Raw genomic sequence first — 17,240 nt, 5'->3', positions numbered from 1 at the left:
CGCGCTCGTTATCGGTTGATCGGATAACGTCATCTTCTGCCGATGGGCGAAATGCATCAATCAAGTGAGGGTTGATAAGGGGGATAGCGACTCGGCAAAGTCCCCGCTACGCGCGCGCGCCGCCTACGCTTGCGGCATGTTAGAAATTCCAGAAGACATCAAGGACAGCATCGACCAGGCGGCCGAGCCTCGACAGGTCGCGCGCCGCCTGTATTTCGAGGGCTGGCGCATCTCGTCGATTGCGCGCCACCTGAAGATTAAGCGTTCCACGGTCAATAGCTGGAAGCACCGCGATGAATGGGAAAAGGTCTCGCGCCTTGAGCGCGTAGAGATTGCGCTTGAAGCGCGCATAGTGCAACTGATCGCCAAGGAAGTAAAGGGCAATGGCGAGTACAAGGAACTCGACGCGCTGATGCGCCAGCTTGTGCAGGCAGCGCGCGTGCGCCGCTATGAGCAGCCGGGAGGCAATGAGACTGACCTCAATCCCAAGATCGCAAATCGCAATGCCGGACCGAAGAAAAAGCCGGTGCGCAACGAGTTCAGCGATGAGGCGCAGCAGCGCATCGTCGAGGCCTTCAATGATTCGCTCTTCGATTATCAAAAGGTCTGGTATCGAAACGGCAGCGAGCGCACGCGCATCATTCTGAAGTCGCGCCAGATCGGCGCGACCTGGTACTTCGCGCGCGAGGCGCTGATTGATGCGATCCAGACCGGGCGCAATCAGATTTTTCTCTCGGCCTCGAAGTCACAGGCGCATGTTTTCAAGCAGTACATCATCCAGTTTGCGAAGGATGCATGCGGCGTGGAGCTGTCGGGCGATCCTATCGTTCTGCCGAACGGCGCGCACCTGTATTTCCTCGGCACGAATGCACGAACCGCGCAGGGCTATCACGGCAACTTCTATTTCGATGAATTCTTCTGGACGCACAATTTCACCGAGCTGAACAAGGTCGCGTCCGGCATGGCCTTGCACAAGAAGTGGCGTAAAACCTACTTCTCGACGCCCTCGGCGACCACGCACCAGGCTTATCCGTTCTGGACCGGCGAGGCGTTCAACAAGCGCCGCGCTAAGGGCGACAAGGTGAATATCGATGTCAGCCATAAGCGGCTGTCGTCGGGTTTCACGGGCGAGGACAAAATCTGGCGCCAGATCGTCACGATCATGGACGCTGCGGCCGGTGGCTGCGATCTGTTCGACATCGACGAGCTGCGCGATTTCGAATATTCGCCGGACCAGTTCGACAACCTCTTGATGTGTAATTTCATCGACGATTCTGCGTCGGTGTTCCCCCTGGCGGATCTGCAGCGCGGCATGGTCGATTCGTGGGTGGATTGGGACGACTATAAGCCGTTTACGGCACGCCCCTTCGGCCACCGGCCGGTGTGGATTGGCTACGACCCTTCGCTGACGGGCGACAGCGCCGGCTGCTCGGTAATTGCGCCACCGCTGGTCCCCGGCGGTAACTTCCGCATCTTGGAGCGCCACCAGTGGCGCGGCAAAGACTTTTCGGAGCAAGCCGCTCTCATCAAGGAAATGTGCGGCCGCTACAACGTCCAGTACATCGGCATCGACACCACCGGCATGGGCGTGGGCGTCTATCCCCTGGTGAAACAGTTCTTCCCGGGCGTGACCGCTATCAGCTACTCGCCGGAAGTCAAAACGCGCATGGTGTTGAAGGCACAGAACATCATCCGCAGCGGTCGCCTGCAATTCGATGCCGGCTGGACCGACATCGCGCAGTCCTTCATGGCCATTCGCAAAATCCTCACCCCCAGCGGGCGCGCGGTCACCTATGACGCCGGCCGTTCCGAAGAAACTGGCCACGCTGACTTGGCCTGGTCAGTCATGCATGCCCTCGACTACGAGCCGTTCGAAGGCACCACCGCCAACAACACTTCCTCCATGGAGTTCTTCTAATGAAACACCGAGCACGCCGCCGCGCGGCTGCATCCGACAACACGCTGGCGGCCAAGGTCGAAGCGCCGCCGGCGCCATCCGTTGAAGCGTTCTCTTTCGGCGATCCTTCGCCCGTGCTGGAAGGCCGTGACATGCTGGCGGACGTCGAGTGCTACCGTAATGGCGACTGGTACGAACCTCCCTTGAGCATGGCCGGCCTGGCCAAGTCTCTCAATGCCAGTGTCCACCACGCCAGTGCGATCTGGTGCAAGGTCAATATCCTGGCCTCCACCTTCCAGCCATCCGCCGTCTTGTCTCGGGGAGACTTCACTCGCCTGGCGCTGGACTTCCTGTTGTTCGGCAACTGCTACGCCGAGCGGCGCGAGAGCATGACGGGCAAGCTCTTGAACCTCAAGCCGGCATTGGCCAAATACACGCGCGTCGGGGTAGAGCAAGGCCGCTACTTCTTCGTCAACGGCTGGCGGGATACCTACGAATTCGAGCGGGACGGCATCTGGCACCTGCAGGCCCCAGATATCAACCAGGAGGTGTATGGGGTGCCGCAGTACGTGAGCGCGCTGCAATCTGCCTGGCTCAATGAGTCGGCCACGCTCTTCCGCCGTCGCTACTACCTCAACGGCTCGCATGCCGGCTTCATCCTCTACATGACCGACACGGCTAGCAACGTCAACGACGTGGACAAGCTGCGCGAGGCGATGCGCAACAGCAAAGGGCCTGGAAATTTCCGCAACCTGTTTGTGTATGCACCTGGCGGAAAGAAGGACGGTTTGCAGATCCTGCCGGTTTCCGAGATCGCGGCCAAGGACGAATTTTTCAACATCAAGAACTGCACGCGCGACGACGTGCTGGCCGCACACCGGGTGCCTCCGCAACTGCTCGGCACCATGCCCAACAACACCGGCGGCTTCGGCGATGTGACTAAGGCCGCCGCCGTATTCGGCTGCAATGAGATTGAGCCGCTGCAAGCCCAGTTCCTTTCCTTGAACGAGTGGGCCGGCCAGGAGGTGGTCCGTTTCCGCTCCTATCAACTTCCTACCAATGAGGGGAAATAAGCATGAGCGATTACGCGGATAACGCTGACAACACGATATACAGCACTATCGCGGCTAGTCTCGCAGCAGCCCGACGCGCACCGTCACTGATACCGGATCGCCGTTGCCATTTTTGCGCCGAAATAGTGGCGACTGATCTATTTTTTTGCAACCACGACTGTCGTGACGACTTCGAGCGGCAGGAAAGAGCATGGAAGATTCAGGGGAAATAGGAATTGAGATGATGGCTGCCGCAAAGTAAGGAAATTCCTGATACCCACCGAACTGTTGTGCTTGCATCATGCGGAATTCTAGGCTGATGCTTGGAGGGCGCTCGTACGTTGAGTCAACACGTTCTTTTCACGCCTAGCCAGTACGTCTATTCTCTTGGCTTGGAACGGATTTGAACAATAAGAAGATTTTCGAAAGATGTGCCAAAGGAGGACTCATAGCATCAGCATTGCCTGTGATTTTCTGTGCCTTTGTCTTGGGTCCTACTGCGACATTTTTGGGCCTAGTCGCAAACATCAACAAGCTTTCATCTCACCTGGAGAATTCTCTTCCGGTACGACTATTTTTCGTGAGTGCAGCCTATCCCGCGCTTTTTGTTGTGCAGTGCTATGTGGTCAAGTTTTGCATGTTGAATAGCAATAAGATGTGCGGGGTGCTGATAGCTTGGTCAGGGCTGACCATCTTCATATTCAGCCTTTTCTTCATAGGCTTTTTCTGAGTAAGTGAAAGGTTCTTGAATTCTGGTTCTAGGATGGGCCCGCCAACGGATCGGGGAAACTTATTTCCTGAGCGCCGCAACATCTAGAACCATGTTTCTCCAATCTGCAGCAGATGATCTCTGTTCGCCTTGGTGAATAATGCACAGAATAAATTGGAGAAGAAATGTCTGAGGTTATGTTGAAGGAGATAGTCGGGCGATATGCATTGGTAATACGGGAGATTGGGAAGAAGGCGGATCAAGGGCAAATCGTCGGTGATTTGATAAGAGTACAGGTGAGAAAGTGCTTAATCGAAATGCATGCGGCCGGCGCTGAAGCGGCCGATATTCGCGCAATCTTTGATAATCTTGAAAAGCATCCCCTTGAGGATTGCACTTCAGCTGATCACCGATTTTCTAAACTACTCACGACAATGAAGCTGCACGTTGAATTTTTGCTCTTCATCGAAGACCACGAGCTAGCCCCTTCTTCGCCAAAGAAAGGCAATAGTAGTTTTGGCTTTCATTAGCCTGGTGGTGTCGATTTTTTTTATATCTGGCAATTAAGTGTGGCCGGACGCTTGTACAAAAGCGAGTTCATGCGCCAAATTTCTTATCCAAAGTCTAACGCCTTTGTACAAGCAGAGCTCGTTTCATCTCAATATTAGCCGGCACCATTTCGAAGAAACACATAGCGTTTTCCCCAGCAACTCATGGAATAACCTTCCTTCCCGTTATCCGTAACTTTTGTATCGAAAAGGTCGAGTCGGCGCTGCGATTTGCAATTTAAATTGTCGGGACCTTTACGAGCGTGTCATCGGTGCCCAGCAAAATAGGGCGTCCATAATTTTCTCTTGATGCGAGAATTTTAGATGTTGCATAACTCATATGTCCTCGATTTGACGTAGTTTTTAGCGGTATTTACTTAATTGAAATTCCCATTTTGCGGGACTTTTGACATGAAACTGTGGTCGGGTAGGTCCATAATAGGTTCAGCCAATAAAACCCTTAACGGGCATATAGCCAGGAGCGGAGGGTTGACATCATGCACGGGAGACAACGTAGTCTACTAATCGCTGAGGACGATTCGAATGTGCGCAGCATCTTTGCGGAGATTTTCTCCGAGAGAGGCTACCGAGTGTTAGAAGCGTCAAATGGTGCCGAAGCATATGCCATGCTGTTGTGTCCCGATGTGGTGGTGAATGTTGTGCTGACCGATCTACGCATGCCCGTAATGGACGGACTGGAATTCGCGAGTAAGGTAAAAAATAATACGCAGCTTTCAGCTATTCCTATCGTCTTACTCAGCGCGACGCCACTGCCAAACTCTTGGCAAGCTCGGCAGATTTTTGATGCGCTATTAGTTAAACCATGCCCGCTGCCGCTTCTGATTTCAACTGTGGAAACCGTGCAAATAGCACAAAGCGGTGATGCAGTTCAATCCGAGTCTCCGATCTTGCAGGCTAGAGATGACTTCACGCGTCTGTGAGGCTCTTAATTTTCAGATGCGCAGCCCAGATTGCCATACTACGCAGGCTGTTGAAGTCAGGATAAACATTGGCAGTGTCCCGGATAATCTCAACCTCTTCTCCTTTGCGCAGTTCAAGGGCCATTCGCCAACCGCCATCGATCTCGTATCCGATGATGGTGATATCGAATCCCCTGTAGGCGAAGCCAAAGGTAAGGGATGTTTCCATTGCTTTCCTAAGTCACGCTGTTGATGAGCTGTGCTGCTTTGTAACGGAGCCTGGTGCGCACATTTTTTATTTTTGTTGTATGCGCAGCCGATATAGAAGCTGAAGAAAAGCTCGACAACGAGCCAAACCATTATGCCTAATGTTGTGTCCCGCCGCTGCTTTTGAAGAACTTCTCTCTTGATGTCTCCAGCAGTGGTCCTCCTGCCTGCACGCATAGCCAGGCCTGCGCAAACTCCGCCACGCCACGATCTGTTTTCCGTCGCTCGATGCCCTTGATCACCATGCGCGACGCTTTGATAGCATCGACATGGACATCAACCAGCTCCATGATCACGTCACCATTGTCCCGCTGAAGTCGCGCCGCCTTGGTTGGCCGGCGTCGTTCTCCATCGTGGAACACCCCCAAGCGCAGCTCACCAATATTGCGCGCCTCATCGCCTAACAGCTCGCCGGGGATCTCTACGCCGTTCCGGCGCATCTGATAAACGGTCACTTGCATGCTCATCCCACGTGCGGCAGCGCCGCCTCATCCGTTTTGTAATGCGACGTCACGTGCTCAAGCGTGCCGCCCAGCGATGAGTACCGGTAGCGCTGGCGAAGGCGTACGGTGTCTTGGTCGAATCGCTTGTAGTCGGCGGCCGGACTGGGGAAGCCGACATGCGGCTTGTGCGAGATGTGCAGAGCCAGCGGCTCGCCGGCGAACTGAATGGGCGAGGCGGGCTGGACAGGGCTCCCTGGCGGGATTGGCGCGGGATAAGTGGGGAATGACATATTGACAACAATGAATGGCGGTTGGAGAAATTATACTGTACGTATGAACAGTATAATTCACTTTCTTGGCCCTGCGCGCGCGGTTGCCCCCACCCCGCGCCTGCCCGCTACATGGGTCAGTTTTGACACAAATTTGCGTTAGGCGGAGGAGCCCGCCAAGCCTGACCACGTGACCCGTCCGACGGAGATCCAATCTGACGCATTTTGACGCATCTATCGGACTTTTTATCCAAGGGGGGGAAAGGCATGTAATGCCTAGTGCTTCGGAGAAAAGTATTTTCAAAATGACATCTTTTCGCGACAGCAACAAGCAAATGAGTAAGGAATCGGAGATAATCGTCCGCTGAATTTTTGCTAAGTAACAATGGGACTAATATGACCAAACCTCACCTCGAAACGAAACTCCGTGTCTTGGATACCTTTGCAGGTGCCGGCGGGTTTAGTTTGGGATTTGAGATGGCTGGCTGTGATGTAGTTGGTGCTGTCGAAATAGACGGTTGGGCAACTGACACGTTCAAACATAATCATCCCAGCGCAGTAGTGATGAAAGCAGATATATCGGCGGTGTCCGATGACGAATTCATTTCCATGTTTGGAGAGCTTTCTCCCAACATCGTTGTAGGCGGCCCTCCCTGCCAAGGTTTCTCAATAGCCAATCGAAATTCTGGAGATCCTAAAGACCCTAGAAATTCACTATTCAAAGAGTTCGTTCGTATCGGTCGACTGTTTTCACCCACATTCATGGTTATGGAAAATGTTCCTAACCTTCTTGCCGCAAAAACGAGTGAAGGCAGGCCTGTAATTGAGATCATTTCCGACTCCCTAAGGGAGTTGGGCTACCACGTTTACTCTAAGGTATTGCAGGCTACTGATTTCGGCGTGCCCCAGACACGTTCACGCTTGTTTGTTATCGCTTCCGTATTTTCCCTTGATAGGCCATTTCCTGAGCCGACCCACGTTTTACGCGCAGCGAATGTTGATGGGGATTTATTTGACAAGCCTTTACCATCCTGTCCAACACTTTGGGATGCCATATCGGACCTTCCCGAGCTACGCGCCAGCGAGGGGGGAGAGCAATCGGCATATACATCTTCTCCTCAGACGGACTACCAGCGGATGTTACGGCAAGGCTCTGAAATTCTTTTCAATCACAAAGCAATGAATCACACGCCCCGAATGGTGGAGCGTTTTTCTCATATGGAATGGGGGCAGTCTGGTAATGACGTTCCAGATCATTTAAAGCCTAGAAAACGCAACACTACGGAGATGGCGACAGCAGTTTTTGATCAAAATAATCGTCGAATGTATCCTCATCGTCCTTGCCATACGGTGCCCGCATCTTTCTATGCAAATTTTGTACATCCGTATCAGCATCGAAATTTTACGGCTCGCGAAGGGGCTAGAATTCAGTCCTTCCCGGATAACTTCCGATTTTTGGGGAAGCCAACCGTCGTTAGTCACAAGCTTTTAGCCAGAGAAGGGCGCGAAGAAGAAAAATTTCTTTGTCAGTACAATCAAATCGGGAACGCGGTTCCCCCGTTGTTAGCCCGTGCTGTGGCAAATAATCTCCTATCTCAACTCAAAGAACATAAAGAGGCATCGGATGTACGTTCACGGAAATAATCTGCAACAGAAAGAAAATCATTTAACAAAATACCGTGATGATGAGTCCTGCCGCTTCCTTCGGGAGATTCGCGCAAAGTACGAAGATTGGAAGGCAGCCAATTTGAGCTTACGCGGTCCCGTCCGTGATCCCGATGAACGAGATATGGAGATTATTAATCGAAGAGTAGCGTTGTTTAATGAATATAAAGATTTCATTGATCAACAACATTACGCTGAAAAATTCGATTCTCGTTCGAACCTGCATTCTTCTGTTCTTGAAGAGTTTATGTATTACCTTTTTAGGGATCTTGTCGAATCCATTTCAAATTCTGCGATGATCGGGAAGTCTCATACATTTAAAGACCTATTTTTCACAGCAAATAGCTTTCAAGAGATGCTTGTGACGCCTCAGATTCTTGTGGAACGGAAGGATCATGACTTTGCTATTGGTGTTCATATAGATGCGTCTTTTCGCGCCGCAGGCCAGCCTCAGCGAGAATTCGAAACCTGGGACTTGCCGGCTGTGGCTGTTGAATGCAAAACATATCTTGATAAGACTATGTTGCAAGATGCATCTACGGCGTCAGAAATCATTAAACATCGGAATCCAAATGCGCTATACCTGGTCGTCGCGGAGTGGTTGAAGCTGACCGAAGCCGTGAATCTTAGAAAATTTAAGATTGATCAGATTTATGTTCTTCGTAAGCAAAAAAACACGGATCGGGAGTATCGCTATCGAGAAGGATATGTAAAAAATCCTGTTTATGAGGACGTTGTAATGCAGCTGTTTAATGATGTTCGTAGTTTCTTGACGAGGTCCTGGGAAGGTGGGGTCTCGCATGGTCTCCAGCGAGGATTTTTGCTTTGATGCACAACTTTGGTAAATTGCCATAAGCCCAGAGCAGCGAAAACGTGGGGATGATGTCTCTAGGCGAGGCGCAGAAGTTTTATGTCAGCTTTATGCGTTGTTTCTGAATAACAAATCCTGCCCCCGCAACCAAATACCAGAAAGCCGTTATCAGCGAAAGCCGATAGCGGTTTTTTGCTTTTCGGGCGGTGTGCTTACCATGTGAGCCACCTTATGCCTCAGATCAAAGCCCCTCGGATGTGACATCGTGCGGGACCTCAACGCCTGCGTCGATAAGTACCACCGGGCAGAGCAATTGATCGAAGAGACTGATAATTGAGAAAGCCAAATGCGCCGCGTTATCGATTGCCATTATTTCGTGACCACGAAAGAGGAATTCTCGGAACTGCAGGCATCTCGCTGCTTTCTTCAATGGCTACAAAATCTGCGCTTATCGGACGTCGGTGTGCTCGACGAACGGACCCAACGACCTCCTCTAATAACTGTCGGCTTCTAAAGTGACGGGCATCGGAAAATCGCTGAGAATGCTGTGAGCGTGGGTATGACAGCAACAGCGAATCAGCCGATCTTATAAGGGACACGGGATGAATTGGCCACATTTCATTAGGCAGAATTTGAATAAGATAGTTAGATTGCACCCACCTGCGCGCTACTTCGACTCAGCGGATGTCGAGTTGCCCCCAGTCGACGATGATTGGGAAATAATGGGGTTTCCGGATGGAAATAAGATCCGATTGGCCAACTGCCGAACCAAGTCGATAGTATTCGTCGCAAAGGATGCGGTATATGGCTACGCGGATGACGCTCATCGAACCGTGGAAACAAAGGATGGTAAAAGCTACGGTTTCCTTACCCTCAAACTGGAAGTTCTAATTCGTAACGGAATTGTTTCGACGCGCCTAAACGGTAGGCCAGGGGAGGCGGTCGGCAATCGACTGCCTCCGCAGTGGACTAAGCCAATAGGTGTAAGTCTCAGTGATCTAATTCCTACAAGCGCACCCAGTGCGATCCTTCAGTACAAGCTATGGAGTGACGATGCCCGGATAGAACTTATGATCCGGGTAACCCAAGCTGGAGGCATAGCTCCGCGCGAATACAGTGGGGCCGCCGGTGTAATTGAATGGCATTTTTCACAAGACAGAAATATCTATATTTCTTTCTCTCATCCAAGAATAATGTTTGAAATCGCAGCGTTGGGGTGGCGTTCCGGCTGAGGAATGGGCCGTGAATGCATGGATCGCTCATAAGCTCATGGAGATAATGGAACCGTCGCCGGGAAGGCCACCCAGGCCGCAGGAGAACCAGAAAACACGCAAAACGTGATTGCTGCTATGCCCGCTGCTGATCCTGAGTAGCGGTTGCGAAATGACTGAACGCGTAAATCCCTCTGTTGCTGGCGCGCCCGCTATCGCAGACAACAACGACAACCGGATCCGTCCCATCTTCATCTGGAAGACCGACAAGCTGAGTCGGGGCGCCATCGACCAGATCCTGGCGCACAACATGACACTGTCAGACCGGGTGCCAAGCAGGAGATGACGGCCCGTTAGTTCGCGTCTGATGAAGATATAAGTTGCAGGCTATCTTATCTGCACGGTGGGTAACTCATGGCTAACGATGATTCGCACGGCGTGTTATTTGACACCGTTTCGGTGCTTGGCTTTGCCGCTGTCACAAAGCGCTCACGCAACCTTCTGAAAATGTCCTGCGTCTCGCAGTCTCTTCAACTTTTTGATGATATTTGCGCCAAGCTTGACTCCCCATTTTTCCACTGTGTAATGCGTGGCCAGGCAGATCAGGAACAAGAGCATCAGGATGGCCATCCAGCGGTGCTCCGGGCGGATTGCATGCCAGCGTGATACCGCAGCCAGCAGATAGGCCCAGATCCAGTTGTGAAACAGATAAACGGAATACGTCAGGTTTGAGAGCAAAGTTACGGTTGATGATGCTTTGATATGATTTCGAAGGCCCCATACGGAAGCAAAAAGCAGGAAGCCCAGAATCTGAAAGTGGGTATCTTTATTGGCAGGGTTGAGGCCCGGCCACAGCGCTAGGGTGGAAACGATCGCATACAGTACATATCCCCAGCAGGCAGGCCGGCTTGCAAGTTGATGCTCCATCAAATAGATGCTTGAGCCAATGAACAGGAAGGGAAAGAATAAGGTCAGGTAACCATCGGTAAACGCACCTGTCCGGGGAAATGCCGGTGCCAGTTGGATTGCCAAGGTAAGAATGAAATAGATCAGGGGAAGGCGCGTTGTGTCTTTGAGCAAATTGAGGGGGCGGAGCGAACCCATGAGCAGATAAAAAGACATCTCCAGTCTGAGCGTCCATTCGACGCCCCCCAGACCATACGGTGTGGAAAACAAGTCGCCAATCAACAACAAGCGCTGCAGCAGGACCGGATAGGGCGGGAACGGAGTCTGTGCGACCCAGTGGCTCATTCCGACTTCTGCCAGCACTGCAAACATATAAAGCGGATAAATGCGGAATATCCGCTTGATCAAGAATGTTGGCGTATTTTCAGTCTGTAATACGTGACTGATGATGTAGCCTGAAACAAGGAAAAAGACCACGACGCCGGCGCCACCGCTCCACGCCAACGGCCGGATGAGATCGATCACAAAGCGGATTGTCGCGTGGATGTTAAGGTTGGCTGAAGCTAGTTCAAGCTGTCCGTAGAATTTGTGACCAATCAGGACACTGACAAAAGCGAACACCCGCAGACCGTCCAAAAATTCTATTCGCTTTTGCATAGCAATCTATGAAGATGACTGACAATAAAGCGCACATCATAGTGGAAGCTTGGATGTGAAGCTACTTTCAGTATTTCAAGCGGATGGTTGAAACGTCATCACTCCATTTCCTGATCTGATGGCGAGCTGCAATGCGAGAAAGGCGGTTGCGGCACCACCGTCGAAGTGATGATGAACTGCTCTCTTCAGCAAAAGCAGAGGTCGGGTGGCCAGTCAGACTTTTGGAATTCGGTAACGCAAAGAATCCCGGAATGCATTTCCCGTGCAGTGAGGTGTTTCATGTTCGTGTTAGCATGCCTTAACCTTCATTCTTCACGAAAGAGAGATGTCCATGTCGGAACAGGATCCCTGGATCACCCGCGCCGAAGAGCTCAAGACGCAGATGGAAGCGCTGCTGGTGGCGCAGCTTGAGGAATATGAACAGATGACGGTCAAGCTCGAACAGTGGAAGCAGAATCCCGGCGGTTCGTGGTTGACCGAGCAGGATTACCGGCCCTGGCAGGAAGCCCTCAGGAAGCTGGAAGCGGCGCAGCGTGACTTCGATGCGCACATCAGTTCGCGTGTGAAGAAATAGGCAGCGCCCTGCGCCAACTAACGCATCCAGGCCTGGCCCAGACGGACGCCGTGACAATACCTCGTCACGGCGTTTTCGTTTCTACCTTGGTCGGACTCAGGACTTGAGCGCATCATCTTCCCTGGCACCGCAGGTCGGGGCGGAGCGCCGTCGGCGCCGCTTGCTCCAGCGGCGGGCGCGGTCAACCACGACTTCCATGTATTGCTGGCTGGTCTCGGGTTTGAGCAGGTATTCGACGGCGCCGGCTTCGATCAGGTCCGGCATCCCGGGCGGGTAGTCGCTGTCCGGGAAGACCACGATGGGTACGGCGCGGGTCGTCCGCCCCGATTTCATGGCCAGGATGAAGTCCAGTCCATTGTTTTCCATCATGGCCGGGTCGAGGAAGATCATGCCCGGCAGTACGCGGTCACTTTCCCGTCGGCCGCCCGACAACAGGCGCTCGATGGCGGCATCGGCTTCGTCATACCATTGCAGCACGCAATGGAAATTGTTGCGCCAGAGCGCAAAGCGCGCCAGCTCTACTGCTTCGCCGTTCGACTCTATCATCAGTATGATCGGCGGTTTCATGGACTTGTCCTTCTCTGCAAGTGACCCTGATCACCATTGCTGCGCCAAGGAATGATGCTTGCCTCTGCGGGCGTTCCTCCTGGCGTCTAACTTCAACTGCAGTCTGACAAAGATGAATGGAAACTCATATCATGATTTTCCTGATGAGGCGTCTCTGGCGCTGCGATGACATTGGCCAACCTGCGCCGCATGATTCCCGGTTTGCAGGAAAGCGAGGGTGCTCGGGTGGCGAGCCAAGGCCGCGATTGCAGTGTAAGCTGTCCGCTTCGAGCAGAGACGCCTCACGATAGCGTCGATCAAGCCAGTCCCATGCTATGGGAGGCGCGGTGTGGCGCAAACGCCCCGGCTCCAGTGAGCAGGGCGCCGGCCCAGTGGCGGCCCGTGGTGGCACGGGGCTTGCTGCATTTCAATGGGACGCCGGAGGCCGCTTGTCCTTCCTGCAGGCAGCCCGGTGTTCCGGATTTGAACAGGCAAAACATCATCATGAACGCAGCATTGAAAACAGCCGCTTCGGAACCGACGAAGCAGACGCTGGGTATCCTCAAGACCCTCATCGGTTTCAATACCATTAGCCGTGAATCCAACCTGGGCCTGATCGAATGGGTCCGCGATTACCTCGAACGCCACGGCGCCGTCACCCGCCTGACCTACGACGCCGAACGGCGCAAGGCCAACCTCTTCGCCACCATTGGCGATGCCGGGCCTGGCCGCTTCGGGACCGTCTTTTCCGGGCATACCGATGTGGTGCCTGTGAAGGGGCAGAACTGGGATACCGATCCCTTTGTGGCACACGTCGCGGATGGCAAGTTGTTCGGTCGTGGCGCGTGCGACATGAAGGGTTTCATCGCCGTCTGCCTGGCACGCCTGCCCGCCATCGATCAGGGCCGCCTGCAGACGCCATTGCACTTTTCCTTCTCCTACGATGAAGAGGTGGGCTGCCTGGGGGTGCGCGAACTGCTGGCCGACCTGCAGCAGAATGACATCAAGCCCACTGGCGTGATCATTGGCGAGCCGACCATGATGCAGCCGGTCATCGCGCACAAGGGCAAGCGTTCCTACCGCTGCTGCGTGCATGGGCATGCGGCGCATTCGTCCTGTCCGCATCTGGGCATCAACAGCATCGACTACGCCGCGATGATGCAGTTGAAGATTCGTGAAATCGCCCTGCGGGTGCGCAACTCCGAGGTGCAGGACTACGACTTCGATGTGCCGTATTCCTCCATCGTGACCACCCTGTCCAATGGCGGCAATGCGCCCAATATCATCCCGGACAAGGCCGAGTTCGTCTTCGAACACCGCTTCCTGCCGGGCATCGATCCGGCCGAGGTCTTCGACGAAGTGAAGCGCTATGCCGAGCAGGAAGTGCTGCCGCAGATGCAGATCGAGGGCGCGCAGGGGCGTATCGAGTTCGAGACCCTGACCGCCTATCCCGGCATGAGTACGCCGGTCGACGATCCCCTGGTGACCTCGGCGCTGCGCATTCTCGGCAGCGAGCGGGCGCGCAAGGTGGGCTTCGGGACCGAAGGTGGCCTGTTCGGCCAGGCCGGGATGCCGGCGGTGATCTGCGGGCCGGGCGACATCGTCCATGCCCACAAGCCCAATGAATTCGTCACGCTGGGACAACTGGCGCGTTGCGAGAGTTTCTTCGACAACTTCATCGCTTCAGCGCATCTGGCGCCGGTCTGAACTGTCCGGCATGGTGAAAAAAAGCGCTTGGCCCGGTGGGCAAGCGCTTTTTTTGCGTGGAGAGCGTGCTCAGGTGGCGGCGCGCACGCGCTTGTCCAGCGAGGCGGAGAAGGCCACGGTGGCCAGGCCCAGCAAGGCAAAGACCGAGCCGATCAGGGGCAGGTCGGTCAGCGGCAGGCCGGCCGAGATCGCCAGGCCACCCACCCATGCACCGGTGGCATTGCCCAGGTTGAAGGCACCCTGGTTCAGGGTCGAAGCCAGATTGGGGGCGCCGCGGGCGGTATCGAGCACCCGGATCTGCGCGCCCGGCACCACCGCGAAGGCGAATGCACCCCAGGCAAACATGGTGACCAGCGTGGGCCACTTGTAATGGCTCGTGAAGGAGAACAGGCCCAGCACGATGGCGATGCAGAGGAACACGGCGCACATGACCGGCATCAGCTTCCAGTCGGCCAGCTTGCCGCCGACCAGGCCGCCGACGGTGATGCCGGCGCCGAACAGCAGCAGCACCCAGCTCTCCTGTTGCGTGGTGAAGCCGGTCACGTCCAGCAGGATGTAGGCGATGTAGGTGATCACGCTGAACATGCTGATCGAGGCCAGCGTCGAGGTCAGCAGCGACAGCTGTACCCGGGTATCGATGATGGAGCGGAACTCCTGGAAGATATTGCCACCCTGCATGGGGATTTTCCTGGGCAGCATGGTCCACAGCATGATGGCGGCCAGCACGCCGATGCCGGTCACCACGCCGAAGGTGGAACGCCATCCGGCTGCGTGGCCGAAGGCCGTTCCCAGCGGTACGCCCAGGATATTGGCGACCGTCAGGCCGGTGAACATCAGCGCCACTGCCTGCGCCCGCTTCTGCGGCGAGACCAGCTCGGCCGCCACCACCGAGCCGATGCCGAAGAAGGCCGCGTGGCAGAAGGCCGTGACCACCCGGGCCACCATCAGGAACACATAGTTGGGGGCGACCGCGCACAGCACGTTGCCGAGGATGAACAGGCACATCAATCCCACCAGCGCCTGCTTGCGCGGCCACTTGGCCGTGAGGATGGCCAGGATGGGCGCACCGGCCGCCACGCCCAGGGCATAGCCGGACACCAGCATGCCGGCTGCGGGCGCCGATACGCCCAGGTCGCGTGCCACGTCGGGCAGCAGGCCCATGATGACGAATTCGGTGGTGCCGATGCCGAAGGCGGCAACAGCAAGGGCAAACAGGGGCCAGTTCATGCGCATTCCAGGTGGGAGGGGTGAAGGAAGGGCGCGACGTGGAGGTCGCGCAAAGCCGCCAGTTTACCGTCCTATGGGATCGCCTGCAGGACTCAGGCCGGATCGGCCGCCAGCGGGCGGGCGAACCAGCTCTTGAGCACCGACATCAGTGCGCCGTAGGCGGGCAGGAAGAACAACAGGCTGATGGCGATCTTGAAGCCGTAATCGACCAGCGCGATCTCCACCCAGTGCGTGGCCATGAAGGGGTCGCTGCTGCGCCAGAAGGCAATCGAGAAGAAGGCGACGGTATCGCTGGCATTGCCGAAGATCATCGACACCGACGGCGCCAGCCACCAGTGGCGCGAGGCGCGCAGGCGGTTGAAGACCTGCACGTCCAGTACCTGGCCCAGCACGTAGGCCATGAAGCTGGCCGCCGCGATGCGTGCGACGAATACGTTGAAGTGCGCCAGCGCGCCGAAACCCTGCCACTGGCCCATGTAGAACAGCGCCGAGATGCCGTAGGAAATGAACAGCGCCGGCAGCATCACCGCGAAGATGATGCGACGCGCCAGGGTAGCGCCGAAGAAGCGAACCGTCAGGTCGGTGGCCAGGAAGATGAAGGGAAAGCTGAACGCACCCCAGGTGGTGTGCAGCCCGAAAATGGACACCGGCAATTGCACGAGGTAATTGCTGGAAGTGATCACCAGCAGGTGGAACAGCGAAAGCCAGGTCAGCACGGCCGCGTGGCGGCGCAAGTCGAGAGTCGTCATCAGAACCTTTTTGATGGATGGGGGTGAGGGAACCCATGGAACAGAGGCCTGGCCCTAAATTAAAACGGCTGAACCAGACACGGAAGGGGCAAGATTCTAGCATAGTGCCGCCTCTGCCCGCCGGCCTGGCCGCATGGCGGCGGCCTTGAGGTACACTTCTGCGCTTTTGGGCAGGTGTAATGAACAGCAACAAGGCAACCCTGATCGGATTGACCGCCGTCGTTCTCTGGAGCGCCATCGTCGGCCTGATCCGTGGCGTGAGCGAACATCTGGGCGCCACCGGCGGGGCGGCAGCGATCTATACGGTGGCCTCGGTGATCCTGCTGGTGTCGGTGGGTTTTCCGCGCCTGTCCAGCTTTCCACGCAAATACCTGCTGTGGGGGAGCGTGCTGTTCGTGGCCTACGAGTTATGCCTGTCACTGTCGATCGGCTACGCCCATAGCGGGCGCCAGGCCATCGAGGTGGGCATGGTCAATTATCTCTGGCCGACCTTCACCATGATTGCGGCCATCCTGTTCGGCGGGCAGCGGGCCAGCCTGCTGGTGGTGCCGGGCTTTCTTCTTTCCATGCTGGGGATCTGCTGGGTGCTGGGTGGCGACCAGGGGCTGGACGTGGCCGGCATGCTGGTCAACATCCAGGACAATCCGCTCAGCTATGGCCTGGCCTTCGCCGGCGCCTTCATCTGGGCCGCCTACTGCACCGTGACGACCCGCATGGCCGGCGGCCAGAACGGCGTGACGCCGTTTTTCATGCTGGTGGCGCTTGCCTTGTGGGGCAAGTTCCTGCTGGGTGGTCATGCCGGGGAGATGTCATTGAGCCTGTCGGCGCTGGTCTACCTGCTGCTGGCGGCGGCCGCCATGGGACTGGGCTATGCGGCGTGGAACGTCGGCATCCTGCACGGCAGGGTGACGGTGCTGGCGGGCGCGTCCTATTTCATTCCGGTATTGTCGTCGGCCCTGTCGGCGCTGCTGTTGCAGGCACCGCTGCCGGCCTCGTTCTGGGTCGGCGCGGCGCTGGTGTGTGGCGGTTCCATCCTGTGCTGGCGGGCCACGCGCAGCCAGGCTGGCGTGGCCTAGGTCCGG

At 55.6% G+C, this 17,240-nt stretch carries 16 protein-coding genes; 9 read left to right on the top strand and 7 right to left on the bottom strand.

What is annotated here, in order from left to right; genetic code table 11:
* Nucleotides 1-136: 136 nt before the first annotated feature.
* Both HBH1_RS16375 and HBH1_RS16370 read left to right on the top strand, forming a co-directional pair.
* A complete protein-coding gene (locus HBH1_RS16375) occupies nucleotides 137-1,918 on the top strand; it encodes a terminase ATPase subunit family protein (protein WP_102663592.1) in 1,782 nt (593 codons plus the stop codon).
* Nucleotides 1,918-2,970: a phage portal protein gene (locus HBH1_RS16370; protein WP_102663591.1), complete on the top strand. Its 1,053-nt coding sequence runs from the start codon at nucleotides 1,918-1,920 to the stop codon at nucleotides 2,968-2,970. The genes HBH1_RS16375 and HBH1_RS16370 overlap by 1 nt, the downstream gene beginning before the upstream one ends.
* 54 nt (nucleotides 2,971-3,024) lie before the next feature.
* On the opposite strand, the gene HBH1_RS25110 is transcribed toward HBH1_RS16370, so the two are convergent.
* Nucleotides 3,025-3,252, bottom strand: a complete 228-nt coding sequence (locus HBH1_RS25110; RefSeq protein ID WP_158243301.1) for a hypothetical protein — start codon at nucleotides 3,250-3,252, stop codon at nucleotides 3,025-3,027.
* A 591-nt stretch (nucleotides 3,253-3,843) separates the two neighbouring features.
* Here HBH1_RS25110 and HBH1_RS16360 point away from each other — a divergent pair.
* Both HBH1_RS16360 and HBH1_RS16355 read left to right on the top strand, forming a co-directional pair.
* Nucleotides 3,844-4,188, top strand: a complete 345-nt coding sequence (locus tag HBH1_RS16360) for a hypothetical protein (protein ID WP_039875902.1) — start codon at nucleotides 3,844-3,846, stop codon at nucleotides 4,186-4,188.
* A 515-nt stretch (nucleotides 4,189-4,703) separates the two neighbouring features.
* Nucleotides 4,704-5,147, top strand: a complete 444-nt coding sequence (locus tag HBH1_RS16355; protein WP_102663590.1) for a response regulator — start codon at nucleotides 4,704-4,706, stop codon at nucleotides 5,145-5,147.
* On the opposite strand, the gene HBH1_RS16350 is transcribed toward HBH1_RS16355, so the two are convergent.
* Both HBH1_RS16350 and HBH1_RS16345 read right to left on the bottom strand, forming a co-directional pair.
* A complete protein-coding gene (locus tag HBH1_RS16350) occupies nucleotides 5,134-5,355 on the bottom strand; it encodes a hypothetical protein (protein ID WP_006464200.1) in 222 nt (73 codons plus the stop codon). The two genes, HBH1_RS16355 and HBH1_RS16350, sit on opposite strands and share 14 nt — an antisense overlap.
* Nucleotides 5,356-5,491: 136 nt before the next feature.
* Complete coding sequence (locus tag HBH1_RS16345; RefSeq protein WP_146012870.1) at nucleotides 5,492-5,854, bottom strand: hypothetical protein; 363 nt, start codon at nucleotides 5,852-5,854, stop codon at nucleotides 5,492-5,494.
* Nucleotides 5,855-6,537: 683 nt separating this feature from the next.
* Between HBH1_RS16345 and HBH1_RS16340 the strand changes: the two genes are divergently transcribed.
* Nucleotides 6,538-7,749: a DNA cytosine methyltransferase gene (locus tag HBH1_RS16340; RefSeq protein WP_199181603.1), complete on the top strand. Its 1,212-nt coding sequence runs from the start codon at nucleotides 6,538-6,540 to the stop codon at nucleotides 7,747-7,749.
* Nucleotides 7,730-8,599, top strand: a complete 870-nt coding sequence (locus HBH1_RS16335; protein ID WP_102663587.1) for a Bpu10I family restriction endonuclease — start codon at nucleotides 7,730-7,732, stop codon at nucleotides 8,597-8,599. Before HBH1_RS16340 ends, HBH1_RS16335 begins: the two co-directional genes overlap by 20 nt.
* 1,682 nt (nucleotides 8,600-10,281) lie before the next feature.
* On the opposite strand, the gene HBH1_RS16320 is transcribed toward HBH1_RS16335, so the two are convergent.
* Nucleotides 10,282-11,355 carry an acyltransferase family protein gene (locus HBH1_RS16320; protein ID WP_102663584.1) on the bottom strand — a complete coding sequence of 358 codons (1,074 nt, stop codon included), beginning with the start codon at nucleotides 11,353-11,355 and terminating at the stop codon, nucleotides 10,282-10,284.
* 331 nt (nucleotides 11,356-11,686) lie between these two features.
* On the opposite strand from HBH1_RS16320, the gene HBH1_RS16315 reads away from it, so the two are divergent.
* Nucleotides 11,687-11,929 (top strand): hypothetical protein, encoded by a 243-nt coding sequence (locus HBH1_RS16315; protein WP_102663583.1) that lies wholly within the window; start codon nucleotides 11,687-11,689, stop codon nucleotides 11,927-11,929.
* A 96-nt stretch (nucleotides 11,930-12,025) separates the two neighbouring features.
* On the opposite strand, the gene HBH1_RS16310 is transcribed toward HBH1_RS16315, so the two are convergent.
* On the bottom strand, nucleotides 12,026-12,496 hold the full coding sequence (locus HBH1_RS16310; RefSeq protein ID WP_102663582.1) for a response regulator: 471 nt from the start codon (nucleotides 12,494-12,496) through the stop codon (nucleotides 12,026-12,028).
* 483 nt (nucleotides 12,497-12,979) lie between these two features.
* Here HBH1_RS16310 and argE point away from each other — a divergent pair, with 483 nt between their 5' ends.
* Nucleotides 12,980-14,182, top strand: coding sequence for an acetylornithine deacetylase (gene argE / locus HBH1_RS16305; RefSeq protein ID WP_102663581.1), 1,203 nt, complete (start codon nucleotides 12,980-12,982; stop codon nucleotides 14,180-14,182).
* 69 nt (nucleotides 14,183-14,251) lie between these two features.
* Here the strand turns inward: argE and HBH1_RS16300 are convergent, their stop codons facing one another.
* Together HBH1_RS16300 and HBH1_RS16295 are read right to left on the bottom strand one after the other, a co-directional pair.
* Nucleotides 14,252-15,409 (bottom strand): MFS transporter, encoded by a 1,158-nt coding sequence (locus HBH1_RS16300; protein WP_102663580.1) that lies wholly within the window; start codon nucleotides 15,407-15,409, stop codon nucleotides 14,252-14,254.
* A gap of 92 nt (nucleotides 15,410-15,501) precedes the next feature.
* Nucleotides 15,502-16,158, bottom strand: a complete 657-nt coding sequence (locus HBH1_RS16295; protein WP_102663579.1) for a 7-cyano-7-deazaguanine/7-aminomethyl-7-deazaguanine transporter — start codon at nucleotides 16,156-16,158, stop codon at nucleotides 15,502-15,504.
* Nucleotides 16,159-16,337: 179 nt separating this feature from the next.
* On the opposite strand from HBH1_RS16295, the gene yddG reads away from it, so the two are divergent.
* Nucleotides 16,338-17,234: an aromatic amino acid DMT transporter YddG gene (yddG, locus tag HBH1_RS16290; protein WP_102663578.1), complete on the top strand. Its 897-nt coding sequence runs from the start codon at nucleotides 16,338-16,340 to the stop codon at nucleotides 17,232-17,234.
* The last annotated feature ends 6 nt before the right edge of the window (nucleotides 17,235-17,240 follow it).

This window comes from Herbaspirillum sp. BH-1 (assembly GCF_002870055.1).
Taxonomy (GTDB): domain Bacteria; phylum Pseudomonadota; class Gammaproteobacteria; order Burkholderiales; family Burkholderiaceae_D; genus Herbaspirillum; species Herbaspirillum frisingense.
The sequence above is the reverse complement of the archived record's forward strand: the minus strand, read 5'-3'. Positions and strand labels throughout refer to the sequence as shown.

Coding starts and splice junctions, on each gene's coding strand:
- HBH1_RS16310 (WP_102663582.1), bottom strand. CDS start 12,496: ATGAAACCGCCGATCATACTGATGATAGAGTCGAACGGCGAAGCAGTA.
- HBH1_RS16295 (WP_102663579.1), bottom strand. CDS start 16,158: ATGACGACTCTCGACTTGCGCCGCCACGCGGCCGTGCTGACCTGGCTT.
- HBH1_RS16350 (WP_006464200.1), bottom strand. CDS start 5,355: ATGGAAACATCCCTTACCTTTGGCTTCGCCTACAGGGGATTCGATATC.
- HBH1_RS16315 (WP_102663583.1), top strand. CDS start 11,687: ATGTCGGAACAGGATCCCTGGATCACCCGCGCCGAAGAGCTCAAGACG.
- yddG (WP_102663578.1), top strand. CDS start 16,338: ATGAACAGCAACAAGGCAACCCTGATCGGATTGACCGCCGTCGTTCTC.
- HBH1_RS16300 (WP_102663580.1), bottom strand. CDS start 15,409: ATGAACTGGCCCCTGTTTGCCCTTGCTGTTGCCGCCTTCGGCATCGGC.
- HBH1_RS16345 (WP_146012870.1), bottom strand. CDS start 5,854: ATGCAAGTGACCGTTTATCAGATGCGCCGGAACGGCGTAGAGATCCCC.
- argE (WP_102663581.1), top strand. CDS start 12,980: ATGAACGCAGCATTGAAAACAGCCGCTTCGGAACCGACGAAGCAGACG.
- HBH1_RS16370 (WP_102663591.1), top strand. CDS start 1,918: ATGAAACACCGAGCACGCCGCCGCGCGGCTGCATCCGACAACACGCTG.
- HBH1_RS25110 (WP_158243301.1), bottom strand. CDS start 3,252: ATGATGCAAGCACAACAGTTCGGTGGGTATCAGGAATTTCCTTACTTT.
- HBH1_RS16375 (WP_102663592.1), top strand. CDS start 137: ATGTTAGAAATTCCAGAAGACATCAAGGACAGCATCGACCAGGCGGCC.
- HBH1_RS16335 (WP_102663587.1), top strand. CDS start 7,730: ATGTACGTTCACGGAAATAATCTGCAACAGAAAGAAAATCATTTAACA.
- HBH1_RS16360 (WP_039875902.1), top strand. CDS start 3,844: ATGTCTGAGGTTATGTTGAAGGAGATAGTCGGGCGATATGCATTGGTA.
- HBH1_RS16320 (WP_102663584.1), bottom strand. CDS start 11,355: ATGCAAAAGCGAATAGAATTTTTGGACGGTCTGCGGGTGTTCGCTTTT.
- HBH1_RS16355 (WP_102663590.1), top strand. CDS start 4,704: ATGCACGGGAGACAACGTAGTCTACTAATCGCTGAGGACGATTCGAAT.